We start from the raw sequence: 13,188 nt of genomic DNA, 5'->3' as shown, positions 1-13,188 counted from the left end.
GATTGAAGAAGAACTTCATATTGCATTATTCCAATGCCACTTATTTTGGGAAAATCCAGAGGCTAACAGAAAAGCTTTTTCTGAAAAATTCGATTCGATTTCTTCTGAAACCGATATCATCGTATTACCTGAGATGTTTACAACCGGGTTTACCATGAATCCAAAAAATATTGATGAACACGAAGGAGAAAAAACCTTGGCATGGATGAAGTTTGCAGCTTCAAAGCGACAAGTAGCAATTGTCGGCAGTATTGTTTTTAAAGAGGGCGCGCATTTTTATAACCGGCTATTTTTTGTTCAGCCAGACGGAAAAGTTCATAGGTATGATAAGAAGCACACATTTACATTGGCAGGGGAGCATGAGGTTTATAAAGCGGGAGAAAAAAAATTAATAGTGGATTACAAAGGATTTAAAATTTGCCCCCTAATTTGCTATGATCTTCGTTTTCCTGTTTGGGCCAGAAATACGGAAGACTATGATGTTTTGCTCTATGTTGCCAACTGGCCCAAACCTAGAGCAGAAGCTTGGGACACCTTATTAAAAGCAAGGGCAATCGAAAACATGAGTTATTCTATTGGTGTCAATAGAATAGGTTTAGATGGTTTGGGGCATGACTATTCAGGCCATTCGAGTGCGTATGATGCCTTGGGCAAGCAATTGGCGTTTTCCGAAAGAGAAGAAATTTTATATGTATCACTTTCAAAAGAACATTTAAAAACTAACCGGGATAAGTTAAAATTCCTTCAAGATAGGGATGACTTTAATTTGTTATAACAAAGGTTTCGTTCTTCTCCCAGTTTGCCCTTATTTCAATTAGATCAGGGTAGTATTTCACTACTTCTGGTTGCAACTTTTGCAGGTAGCTTCCGGTATCCCATTTGCCATTACCATTGTTGTCAAGAATAATTCTGATTCGGTAATTTTTTGGTTCTAGATTATTAAACTCGAAGATTTGGGGTTGTTCGGCAAAAATTGACCGTTCTAAGCCTCCCTTTTCATCGGTAAGTTCAACAATTAAGGGGTAAGTCGCCTCTCCAGAAAGATTTAATGTTAAATTACCATAGTCTGCATATCCTCCAGTGGAAAGATTGGTCACCAAAGTGTCGTTTTGCATACCAAAAAAATCTTCAATTGCACCGGGCAATAAAACGACGCTATATTTTTGATTGTCCACAATTTCAAAGTTAAAATCCAACTTATTCTTTATCGTATCCAGTTTTAGCGTAAAAGGCGTCTGTATAGTGTCTTTATCTAAAATACCAATTTTACTTGTGTCAATCTTTACAATTGGGGTATTTGCCAAAACATGAAATTTATCGTAAAAATTCAGTTTGCCACTTTGGCTCGGCGTAATTTTTAGTGAATCTAGTCCGAGTTTCCTTGTTTTTACCGTAAAAGTGTCAATGAGGCCGATATTCTCATTTGTAACCGTGAAAATAATAGAGTCTAAATCTGTGGGCGTTAACCAGTAGTCGATAGTATCTTTTTCCCTATCCTTGGTCATTCTGGTTCTTACAGAATCGGGCAAAACGGTCAATGGTTCAATTTTAAAATCCTTTCTCAGACCTTGATAGCCAAAAATAATATGGTTTTTGGCCACATAACTAGGTACGGATATACTGTAGTCGGGAATTTCCTTGAACAGATTAAGTAAATAAATGCTATCGGTCGGTAGACTTATGGTATCTGTGACAAAACCAATTTTATCGCTTCGCTGATCAAAAACATTATTCTTTCCTTCATCTTTAATGGCCACTAATGCGTATTCGCCAGATTTTAGGTTTTTTAAAGAAAAAAGTGGTAGACTGTCTAGCGTATTGGTAATATAATTAGGTGGGTATTTGTATATGGTCGAATCGTTATAAATACTGTCTATTTCATAAAGCATAACACTTACAAATTGTTCTGCGGTGCGTTTATAAGCGTCTTTAATTGCACCTGAAAGCGAGAGCGAATCAATATAATCTCCTGTAGAAAACACATAGGTTAAAAAACTATTTGGGTTGCCTTCGTTATTATCAACTATGCTTTGCCCAAAATTGATGGTGTACGTAGTGTTTTCTCTTAAGGTGTCTTTAAAAGTTATTTCGATGAATTTGCTGGCAACACCTTGAGGCTTAATCTCGGGTACATTTTTTAATGGGGGGGAAACAACAAGTTGATTTTGAACATCTTCTAACTTAATATACTCATCAAAATAAAGTCGAATACTCTTTTTCTTAAAGTTTATACTAAGGTTTTCAGGGTCTGAACGTAACAGTTTTGGTGGGGTAATATCTTTATCACCACCAGAAGGAGTTCCACGTCGAGCGCAGTGCCAAAGTGCCGTTGCCATTAAAAGCAGAAAAAGGAAACTTAAAGTCTTTTTCAAAAAAAGCATAAACTCGTATTGATAGACAAATAAACAACATCTTGCAGTATTAAAGAATTTATGTCTTTCAATTTTAGAAAACTTTGGTATTTTATATTTAGGAATACTTTGGTACTACAGCCATTGTCGCTACATAAAGTTCGAGACCTTCAATTTTGAGAAGGGCCGAACCGCAAGCTTCTATCGTGGCACCTGTTGTAATAACGTCATCGATCAATAGCACCTTTTTATTTTTTAAAGAGTCATAATCTGATATCTTATAGAGTTCTTTTGTGGTTTGCCATCGGTTAAAGCGATTCTTTTTGGTCAAGGTCTTGGTGTTGGCGGTTTTTATTAGAACGAATTTTAAAAAAGGGGCATTTAGATAATGCGATAAACGCTCACCAAAAAGGGTCACCTGATTATAGCCTCTTTTTTTAAGTTTTTTGTGGTGTAATGGAACAGGTATTATGGCATCAATATCTTCTAACCCGCCTTGTTCTTTTAAGATTTCGCCATACCAATCACCTAAAAATTCACCAATCTGTTCTTGATTTTTATATTTTAAATGGTGTAAAAGTTGTTTTACGATACCATTTTGTGAGAAGAAAAGGAGGGAACTTGCTTTTTTAACAGGAATTCTCCCATAAAAAATTCGGTCTACTGCGTTCTCTTTTAGGAAGTTATAATCGGTAATCGGCAAATCATTTCGACAAACGGTACACAGAATGTGCTCTCCTCCGTATAATTGTGTATTACATCCAAAACAGACCTGTGGCAATAGGACGTAGTTAATATCGTTTATTATCTTTGAAAGCCTGTAGTTTGTCAAATCTTATTACCTGCTGAATTTGCCTCTTATTGATGGAATCTCAAGATACTAAATTCAATTATAAAATAATTTCAACGGCATTAGTTGCGGTCATTATCGCTATTCTAATAGCCTTCTACTACAGCTATGCCCAATCTCAAACGCAATTAAGTTATCTAGAGGACCAAAAAGAGTTGCTTGTAAAAGACGTAACCTTAATGAAGGTCGAGGTCGATAGATTGTCTGGTCTTAATGAGATAAACGATATTGAATTACAAACTTCACAAACGCAAGTTCAAAAATTATTGGATTCCGTTGGCCGATTAAATTTCAGTATTACCAAGCTAAAAGAAAGTCAAAAAGTGCTAAGGGCGTTGGAATTGAAGTTCGACAGTTTGAAGGTTAAGAACAACTTTTTACGCTATAACAATAGTCTTTTGGCAGATAAATACGAAAAGACACGTAAAGAAATACAAGAGTTAAGAGGTAAAACCAATAGTCTGGAGAGAGCCGAATCTCTTGTAAGACAAAAAAATAAGGAGCTTAGTAAAGAGCTGAAGGTGAAAAGCTATTTGCAAATGAGCGAAAATAGTGCAGAAGGTTCTGGGTTTCGCTTACGTGCCGGTAGACCCATACAAACCAATAAGGCTTCTATCATAGAAAAACTTAGAGGTTGTGTCACCATTTTAGGTAATCCGAACGAAAGAGGAAACATTAAAGTGATCTATCTTCAGTTTCTGAATCCAGACATGAAAGTTATAGAAGATAATGCAAATACTATTTCTGTTGGGGGTAATACCTACAGTAAACGTGTAGAGCTCGTTTATCTTGGCAAAGAGCTTAGCGTTTGCGATGCCATTACGGTGCCAGAGGGTTCTTTGGAAGAAGGTATTTATACTTTAAATATATTTGAAGACGAACGCCTTTTATCTTCTACGGAATTTCAGTTAAAATAAACTTCACTCTTTTTAGTCATTGTACTATTTTTGCCCAATGGCAAATCAAGAAGACATTTTCAAGAAGGTAATCTCACATGCTAAGGAATACGGTTATGTATTTCAGTCAAGTGAAATCTACGATGGGTTAAGCGCAGTTTATGACTACGCCCAAAATGGAGTTGAACTCAAAAAAAATATACGCGAATATTGGTGGCAGGCCATGGTGCAGCTAAATGACAATATTGTGGGTCTTGACGCTGCCATTTTTATGCACCCCACCACATGGAAAGCCTCTGGCCATGTTGATGCTTTTAATGACCCTCTAATAGATAATAAAGATTCTAAGAAAAGGTATCGCGCAGATGTTTTGGTAGAAGATTATGTAGCCAAAATTGAAGCTAAGATTGATAAAGAAGTTGCCAAAGCTGCAAAGCGTTTTGGTGATAGTTTTGACAAAAAACAGTTTTTAGAAACTAACGGTCGAGTAGTTGATTATCAGGCCAAGGCAGATGGTATATTGAAACGTTTAGGTAAATCTCTTGAAAATGAAGATTTAGCAGATGTGAAAGCTTTGATTGAAGAACTTGAAATCGCTTGCCCGCTTTCTGGTTCTAAGAATTGGACCGATGTAAAACAGTTTAATTTAATGTTTGGCACCAAGCTTGGGGCTTCGGCAGATTCTGCGATGGATTTATACCTGCGGCCTGAAACAGCACAAGGTATTTTTGTAAACTTTTTGAATGTTCAAAAGACAGGCAGAATGAAAATTCCGTTTGGTATCGCCCAAACCGGTAAAGCGTTTCGAAATGAGATCGTCGCACGTCAATTTATCTTTAGAATGCGTGAGTTCGAGCAGATGGAAATGCAATTTTTTATAAAACCCGGTACGCAACAAGAATGGTACGACACCTGGAAAGAAAAGCGAATGAATTGGCATTTGTCTTTGGGTATGGGTGAACACAATTACCGTTTTCATGACCATGAAAAATTGGCACATTATGCAGATGCAGCGGCGGATATCGAATTTAAATTTCCATTCGGATTTAAAGAATTGGAAGGGATTCACTCTAGAACCGATTTTGATTTAGCCCAGCACGAAAAGCATTCGGGTAAAAAACTTCAATATTTTGATCCAGAAGAAAATAAAAGCTATGTGCCTTACGTATTGGAAACTTCTATTGGTCTTGATAGAATGTTTTTAGCCGTTTTTAGTAATTCTTTGCAAGAAGAAGAGCTTGAAAACAATACTACGAGAACAGTTTTAAAATTGCCGGCAGTTCTAGCACCGACCAAAGCAGCCATTCTGCCACTTTTAAAGCGTGATGGTCTACCTGAAGTGGCCAAAAAATTAATTGATGAGCTAAAGTGGGACTTCAATGTGGCCTATGATGAAAAGGATGCCGTGGGCCGTCGTTACCGTAGGCAAGATGCCAATGGAACACCCTTTTGTATCACTGTGGATCACCAAACTCTGGAAGATGAAACTGTTACCATTCGTCATCGAGATACTATGGAACAGCAACGTGTTAAACTCTCGGAGGTAAAAAGCATTATTTCCAAAGAAGTGGATATGCGAGAATGGTTGAAAAAGATTTAAAAGTCTCTGCTAAAAAGATGAAGCAACCTTGGCCGACAAAAGAGGTCATGGAGCAGATTTATAAAATGAAGCTTTGGGGTGATAATAGCACTGAGTTTTATTCGGGTGTAGGCTCACACAATCCAGAGATTATACATCCCTATATAGAAGCTGTAACATCATTTTTAACTTCTTTTAAAGAACCAATTACAGTATGTGACTTAGGTTGTGGAGATTTTAATGTAGGAAAAAAATTGGTAAAGCATGCCCGTAAGTATGTTGGTATTGATATTGTACCAGATTTAATTACCTACAACACCCAAAAGTTTAAGGCGAAAAACTTAGAATTTCATTGTTTGGATATTGCAAAAGACCCATTGCCCAAAACAGATTGTGCAATACTACGACAAGTGCTCCAACATCTATCCAATATAGAAATCCAGCAGGTAGTAAATAAGCTAAATGCTTTTAAATATATAATTCTGACGGAACACCTGCCCAAAGGTGATTTTGAACCCAATAAGGATATTATTGCGGGTCAGGGAATTCGGTTAAAAAAGGAAAGTGGTGTTAATCTTTTGGCGCCTCCTTTTAATCTCCAAGTAAAAGAAGAAAAATTATTGTCTGAATTAGCTTTAGATGAATTCAAAGGGCTTCTTCGAACAACACTGTATAAAGTTTATTAGTGGCTTAAGTACTATTATTTTGCTACATAGACTATACTAAAGTACTTATAAAACCGAAAAACAGATACTTCAGCTGATTCACGGAGTTTTGATTAAAGAATAGGCACTAAGATAACCAAAAACAATACTTTACAGCTCCCAGTATAAACATTACCAATAGTTACATAACTCAAAAAAATAAATTGAGAAATATTCTTTAACAGAAGAATCTTATTTTTAAAACTTTCAACTAAGTAAAATAAAAATCTAAATATTATGAGCGATCCGCACAACGGAAATGGAGACATCAACAAATGTCCCTTTTTTGCTGGTACAACTAAAAAAACGGCAGGTCAAGGTGTCAAAAACCGCGATTGGTGGCCCAACGAACTCAAGTTGAATATTCTTCGTCAACATTCAGCTGCTTCTAACCCTATGGATGAAGATTTTGATTACGCAGCTGCATTTAACAGTCTCGATTATAAAGCATTAAAAAAGGAAGTCACCGATTTAATGACCGATTCTCAAGATTGGTGGCCTGCAGATTACGGGCATTATGGTGGTTTTATGATTCGTATGGCTTGGCATAGTGCAGGTACCTATCGTGTTGGTGATGGTCGCGGTGGTGCCGGTGGTGGCAATCAAAGATTTGCCCCGATCAATAGCTGGCCAGATAATGGCAATCTAGATAAAGCCCGTTTACTTTTATGGCCAATTAAAAAGAAATATGGTCGTAGTATTTCTTGGGCAGATTTGATGATTTTAGCAGGTAACTGTGCTCTAGAATCAATGGGCTTTCCAACTTTTGGTTTTGCCGGAGGTAGAGAAGATATTTGGGAACCTGAGCAAGATGTATATTGGGGTAGTGAGACCGAATGGGGCGCAAATGAAGAGCGTTATGAAGATGGAGAGCTAGAAGGTCATCTAGGCGCCGTAATGATGGGCTGGATATACGTAAACCCAGAAGGCCCTAACGGAAACCCTGACCCTATGGGTTCGGCAGCCGACGTCAGGGAAACTTTTGGTCGTATGGCCATGAACGATGAAGAAACCGTAGCTCTTGTAGCAGGCGGTCATACTTTTGGTAAAGCACATGGTGCTGCAGATCCTAACAAATATGTTGGTGCAGAACCTCATGGTGCCTCTATTGAAGAGATGAGTACCGGATGGAAAAATTCGTATAAATCTGGGGTTCTAGAAGATACCATTACAAGTGGAATTGAAGGTGCCTGGACTCCAAACCCTACACAATGGGATGCAGATTATTTTGATGTGCTATTAAACTACGACTGGGAACTCACAAAAAGTCCTGCAGGGGCACATCAGTGGACACCTACAGCTGAATCAAAGGCCAAAATGGCACCGTCTGCTGGCGGAAATGGAACGCAAGCTTTAATGATGACTACTGCCGATATTGCATTAAAAACAGACCCGGCTTATTTGAAAATTTCACAACGTTTTCATGAAGACCATAAGGCATTTGAAGATGCGTTCGCACGTGCTTGGTACAAGTTAACGCATAGAGATATGGGCCCTATTGCCCGTTATTTAGGTCCTGAAGTACCTAGCGAAGAGCTATTATGGCAAGACCCGATTCCTACTGTAGGTTACGAACTTAGTGATAACGATATCGAATCATTGAAAAATATGATTGCTGCTTCAGGCTTAAGTGTTTCACAAATGGTAACTACGGCTTGGGCGTCGGCTTCTACGTTTAGAGGTTCCGACAAACGTGGTGGTGCTAACGGAGGTCGTATTCGACTAGAACCACAACGCAGTTGGGAAGTCAATAACCCTACAGAGTTAAATAAAGTACTCACTGTTTTAGAAGGAATTCAAAATGAATTTAACGGAGACGTTTCTATTGCTGATTTAATCGTTTTGGCCGGTAATGTTGGTGTTGAAGAAGCTGCAAAAAATGCCGGTCATAATATTGAAGTGCCTTTTACCCAAGGTAGAGGTGATGCAAGTCAAGAACAAACAGATATAGAGTCGTTTAACTATTTAGAGCCATTGGCGGATGGATTTAGAAACTATATAAAGTCTGATTTACAGGTTGCTGCTGAAGACCTATTAGTAGACAAGGCCAATTTATTGACCTTGACTGTGCCAGAAATGACTGTTTTAGTTGGTGGTCTTCGTGTACTGGGAGCGAACTTCGAGGGTTCTAATCATGGTGTTTTTACCGATAATGTAGGCAGCCTTACAAATGATTTCTTTACCAATCTTTTAGATATGACCTATACTTGGAAAGCAACTTCTGAAGATGATAGGTACTTTGAAGGTAGCCATAGAATTACTGGTAAGGTGGAGTTTACAGGAACCCGTGCAGATTTGATTTTTGGTTCAAATTCAGAGCTAAGGGCTATTACTGAGGTTTACGGTACTGATGATGCAAAAGACAAATTCGTAAAAGACTTTGTTGCAGCATGGACTAAGGTAATGAACCTTGACCGTTTTGATTTAAAATAACAGCTCAATACTGCTATGAAAAAAGAGAGCATCCTAATCTTCATTAGGATGCTTTTTTTATTCTTCACACCAAATCGCAAGCTCGTTGCCAGAAGTATCTAAAAAATGAAAACGTTGCCCTCCGGGAAATGAAAAAATATCCAAAGAGATTGTTCCCCCTAAGTCAATGACCTTTTCTTTAATGGCCTTTAAATCATTATGGTGTAAAACTATTAGTGCACCGTTTACAATTGATTCTTTTGTAAGTTCAAAACCACCTTCAACACCACTATCTGTAAAGGCAGTATAACCATCTCCATAATCTGTAAAAGACCAGCCAAAAGCATGTGAATAAAATGTTTTGGTCGCTTTAAGGTCAGTAGACTTTAATTCGATATAATTAATAGGTGTAGTCTTCATTTTTTTAAAGCATATAATTTAAACGTAGTCCAGCAAAATAATTTCTGCCATTTCCTGGATTGAAAAAGCGAGGTGGAGCGCTGGTAAAACTCCGCTGGTTAATCAATACCGATTGTGCGTATGTGGTATCAAAGATATTGTTTGAACCAACATTTAATTCAAACCGTAATTTATTAAAAAGCATAGCCCGGTAGCGTAACTGCACATTGAAAACATTAAAAGCTTCACTAAATTCGGTATTGGCATCTGTAAGTGAGATTTCATCGACAAATTGGTGTGTAAGATTAAAGGTAAATCCTTTGGATTGCTTTAAAGTTAAACCTGAGTAAACAAGATGTTTAGGTACACCTGTTAATTCATTACCTGAAAAGTTATTATCGCCATCAATAAAATCCACAAAAATATGGTCGTTAAAGGTATAGCTAATGCGGGGGCTAACCGACCATTTATCAGATATCTTCCACAGATAATTTGCATCGAATTCAAAACCTTGATGCCTGGTACTACCAGCATTTCTTCCAATAAACCGTACTTCGTCAAGCCGTTCAGATACCAACAAATCATTAATGTTCATACGGTAAACAGAAGTATTTAGGTTGAATGCGTTTTTAAACAAAGAAAAAGAGCTACCAACTTCATAACTAATACCTTTTTCTTGATTTATATTAGAATTTAGTACTCGGTCTGGATTCAAGGTTTCTCGAATACCAGGGTTAGAGAAGCCTCTACTGATATTGGCAAAAAATCGTCCTTTATTGAAAGTGTATTGAAGATTAAGGTTTGGCAGAACAATAGGGTTAAAATTGCGCTCGGCAGAAGTGTTGGCATTACCTGTATTAAACTGATCAAAGAAACGGTAGTTGGTATTGTTTAAATTAATACCAATTTGTGCCAAAAGTCTTTTTGATATAGAAAACCCATAGGTGGCAAAAATATTGAGTTGCGACCTTATTTCTTTATTATCTAATTCTTGAGCGCCCCGTAAATATCCATTTCCTTCATTTTTTCGAAATAGATTTTCAAAAGTTTTCCAGTAATAATTGTCTCGATATAGTTCACCGCCAAATGTGAAATCACCTTTAAATAGGCGTCCTTCTGTCACTGACCTAAAACCATATCCATGGGTAAATTCATCTAAAACTTCAAATGGGCTGGGTTCAAAACGGTCTAAATAGCTGTAGAAAATGCTATTGGTGGTTTTTAAGTGCTGATTAAACTGATGTTGGTATGATACTCCTGTCAAGCTATAGTTGTTGGTCTCAAAACCTTTGGCAGCCAACCAAATAGAAGCGGCTCTTCGAGGGTCTTCTCTAAAATCGATTTCGTCGATTGCACTGGGTATACCTGCAGTATAATCAATATGGTTAATTAAAAAATCTATTTTGTTTTTGGTATTTATTCGTAAAGAAGAAGTCAGCAAAAAGCCATCACGTTCAAAGTGGTTGTTCTGGCGAAAACCATCAGTCTCTAAATGATTGTAATTTACATTGATATTGAAGTTTTTTTCTGAATGCCGAAAAGCCAAATTATTTTTAATGAGGTTATAAGAACCAATGGTGAAGTTATTTTGCAAAAAGGTCTCTCCCACTACTGGAGGTATGGTATTCAAAAGTAATGCGCCACCAAGATTAGTGCCAAGTGAGGTAGCTTTTGGACCTTTCACTACTTCAATGCGCCCCATATTTTCAAAGTCGTAAGCTTCAATTGTAGAAATTCCGGTTCCATCAGTAACCGGAATGCCATTAAAATACATACGTACTTCATCAGTTTCAAAACGAGACCTTGACCCTACACCTCTAATGGTAATGCGGTTAGTATTCAAAGCCCCAGAAAGCAGGTATACCCCTGAAATTTGATTGATACCCCCTGCAAAATCTATCGGGCTAAATTGTTCTAAATTATCGGCATCAATGCTTGATGATTCTGTAATGCCGATGGCCTTTTTGGCAATAAATTCTTCGATAAGAGTTACTTCGTCAAGATTGGTGATAGAATCATTTTGGGCAATTAAAACATAGGAATAACAAAAGGTAACTACAATAATAAAAACATGTTTCATTAAGCGGAAAGTAAGGGTTAAATTTAGCTATTTTTAAGCAAAATTAGGTAGATGAAAATAGTATCTTATAATGTTAATGGCATTAGAGCAGCCTTGAACAAAGGCTTTATAGAATGGTTGCAGTCGGTTAACCCAGATGTGGTTTGTATACAAGAAACCAAGGCCATGAAAGAGCAGGTAGATGTTTCACTTTTTGAGGCAGCCGGCTATAACTATAATTACTGGTTCAGCGCCCAAAAAAAAGGGTATAGTGGTGTAGCGTTACTTTGTAAACAAGAGCCAGACCATGTTGAATATGGCACTGGTATTGACTATATGGATTTTGAAGGAAGAAATATTAGGGCTGATTTCGGGGATGTTTCAGTAATGAGCATGTATTTGCCTTCAGGTAGTAATATGGATAGGTTAGAATTTAAATTGACCTACATGGCAGATTTTCAAAAATATGCTAATGAGCTTCGAAAGATTAGACCAAACCTAATTGTTTGCGGAGATTATAACATTTGCCATGAAGCCATAGACATCCATAATCCCGTAGGGCTTAAAAATGTATCGGGATTTTTACCAGTAGAGCGAGAATGGATAGGTAATTTTATCGAAAGTGGTTTTATTGATAGTTTCAGACATTTTAATAAAGAACCTCATAATTATACCTGGTGGAGCTACCGAGCCAATGCCCGAAATAATAATAAAGGATGGCGTTTAGATTATGGCATGGTAAACAATTCTTTGAAAGATAGGTTAAAACGTTCTGTAATTCTAAACGAAGCAAAACATAGCGATCATTGCCCTATCCTTATTGAAATAGATTAGAGTTTTCTTAAGAAAACAGTAGTGCAAAACGACTATTTTTGCGTTCAAAATTGCTTTTTTCATGAAATACACCAGAATACCCAATACTGATATTAGAGTTAGTAAAATTTGTTTAGGTACGATGACCTGGGGACGCCAGAATTCTGAGGAACAAGGTCATGAGCAAATGGACTATGCCTTGGAGCAAGGGGTAAACTTTTTTGATACGGCAGAATTATATCCTGTTCCGGCAAAGAAAGAATTGTACGCGGTTACAGAAGAGATAATTGGCAACTGGTTCAAAAAAAATCGGAATAGGGATAAGATAGTTTTGGCATCAAAAATTGTTGGTCCTGGAGATTACACAAAGTTTATCAGAACAACCGGTTTCAGTAAAGATTCAATCATTACTGCAGTAGAAGGAAGTTTAAAAAGACTACAGACCGATTATATTGATTTATATCAGTTGCATTGGCCAGAACGAAACACAAACTATTTTGGGCAAAGAGGTTTTAACGCCGGTGAACCTGATTTTTGGGAGGATAATATCCATCAGATTTTAGAAACTCTTCGCGATCTGGTCAAAGAAGGTAAAATTAGACAGGTAGGCATATCTAATGAAACACCTTGGGGCACGATGCGCTTTCTTGAGGAGGCCAAAGTACATCAAGATTTGCCAAGAATGGTCACCATACAAAACCCTTATAATCTTTTAAATAGATTATTTGAAGTAGGGCTCTCTGAGATTTCGATAAGAGAAAAGATAGGCTTAATTCCGTATTCTCCTTTGGGTTTTGGTGTTTTGAGCGGAAAGTATTTAGGAGGTCAAAAACCTAGAAAAGGAAGAGTAACCTTATTTCCAAACTATAACAGATATAGCGGAGAAAATGCTATGGCCGCAACACAAAAGTATTTTGATCTTGCTGAAAGCAACGGTCTTTCGTTAACGCAAATGGCATTGGCTTTTGTAAATACGAGAGCTTTTGTAACCAGTAATATTATTGGGGCCACAACTATGGAGCAATTGAAGGAAAATGTAGATAGTATTAATATCGATTTATCGGATGAAGTTTTAGAAGGTATTGAAGCGATTCATGAAGAAATTCCTAATCCCGCGCCTTAGAG

General features: G+C 37.3%; 11 protein-coding genes. 7 read left to right on the top strand and 4 right to left on the bottom strand.

What is annotated here, in order from left to right; genetic code table 11:
- Nucleotide 1: 1 nt before the first annotated feature.
- Entirely contained in the window at nucleotides 2-775 is a 774-nt protein-coding gene (locus ACFSQJ_RS06545) for an amidohydrolase (RefSeq protein WP_377766248.1), read from the top strand.
- Here the strand turns inward: ACFSQJ_RS06545 and ACFSQJ_RS06540 are convergent.
- A complete protein-coding gene (locus ACFSQJ_RS06540; RefSeq protein ID WP_377766153.1) occupies nucleotides 762-2,381 on the bottom strand; it encodes an Ig-like domain-containing protein in 1,620 nt (539 codons plus the stop codon). The genes ACFSQJ_RS06545 and ACFSQJ_RS06540 overlap by 14 nt on opposite strands.
- Nucleotides 2,382-2,469: 88 nt before the next feature.
- A complete protein-coding gene (locus ACFSQJ_RS06535; protein WP_377766152.1) occupies nucleotides 2,470-3,132 on the bottom strand; it encodes a ComF family protein in 663 nt (220 codons plus the stop codon).
- 83 nt (nucleotides 3,133-3,215) lie between these two features.
- Between ACFSQJ_RS06535 and ACFSQJ_RS06530 the strand changes: the two genes are divergently transcribed.
- From ACFSQJ_RS06530 to katG, 4 genes are all read left to right on the top strand, one after another.
- On the top strand, nucleotides 3,216-4,118 hold the full coding sequence (locus ACFSQJ_RS06530; RefSeq protein ID WP_377766151.1) for a hypothetical protein: 903 nt from the start codon (nucleotides 3,216-3,218) through the stop codon (nucleotides 4,116-4,118).
- A gap of 37 nt (nucleotides 4,119-4,155) precedes the next feature.
- A complete protein-coding gene (locus ACFSQJ_RS06525; protein WP_377766150.1) occupies nucleotides 4,156-5,697 on the top strand; it encodes a glycine--tRNA ligase in 1,542 nt (513 codons plus the stop codon).
- A 17-nt stretch (nucleotides 5,698-5,714) separates the two neighbouring features.
- On the top strand, nucleotides 5,715-6,362 hold the full coding sequence (locus ACFSQJ_RS06520) for a class I SAM-dependent methyltransferase (RefSeq protein ID WP_377766149.1): 648 nt from the start codon (nucleotides 5,715-5,717) through the stop codon (nucleotides 6,360-6,362).
- Between the two features lie 255 nt (nucleotides 6,363-6,617).
- A complete protein-coding gene (gene katG / locus ACFSQJ_RS06515) occupies nucleotides 6,618-8,813 on the top strand; it encodes a catalase/peroxidase HPI (protein ID WP_377766148.1) in 2,196 nt (731 codons plus the stop codon).
- 57 nt (nucleotides 8,814-8,870) lie between these two features.
- On the opposite strand, the gene ACFSQJ_RS06510 is transcribed toward katG, so the two are convergent.
- Nucleotides 8,871-9,212 (bottom strand): VOC family protein, encoded by a 342-nt coding sequence (locus ACFSQJ_RS06510; RefSeq protein WP_377766147.1) that lies wholly within the window; start codon nucleotides 9,210-9,212, stop codon nucleotides 8,871-8,873.
- Between the two features lie 4 nt (nucleotides 9,213-9,216).
- On the bottom strand, nucleotides 9,217-11,271 hold the full coding sequence (locus ACFSQJ_RS06505) for a TonB-dependent receptor family protein (RefSeq protein ID WP_377766146.1): 2,055 nt from the start codon (nucleotides 11,269-11,271) through the stop codon (nucleotides 9,217-9,219).
- Between the two features lie 51 nt (nucleotides 11,272-11,322).
- Here ACFSQJ_RS06505 and ACFSQJ_RS06500 point away from each other — a divergent pair, with 51 nt between their 5' ends.
- Nucleotides 11,323-12,084 (top strand): exodeoxyribonuclease III, encoded by a 762-nt coding sequence (locus ACFSQJ_RS06500; protein WP_377766145.1) that lies wholly within the window; start codon nucleotides 11,323-11,325, stop codon nucleotides 12,082-12,084.
- A gap of 61 nt (nucleotides 12,085-12,145) precedes the next feature.
- Nucleotides 12,146-13,186: an aldo/keto reductase gene (locus ACFSQJ_RS06495; protein WP_377766144.1), complete on the top strand. Its 1,041-nt coding sequence runs from the start codon at nucleotides 12,146-12,148 to the stop codon at nucleotides 13,184-13,186.
- The last annotated feature ends 2 nt before the right edge of the window (nucleotides 13,187-13,188 follow it).

The sequence above is a fragment of the Croceitalea marina genome (assembly GCF_042684265.1).
GTDB classification, from domain to species: domain Bacteria; phylum Bacteroidota; class Bacteroidia; order Flavobacteriales; family Flavobacteriaceae; genus Croceitalea; species Croceitalea marina.
The sequence above is the reverse complement of the archived record's forward strand: the minus strand, read 5'-3'. Positions and strand labels throughout refer to the sequence as shown.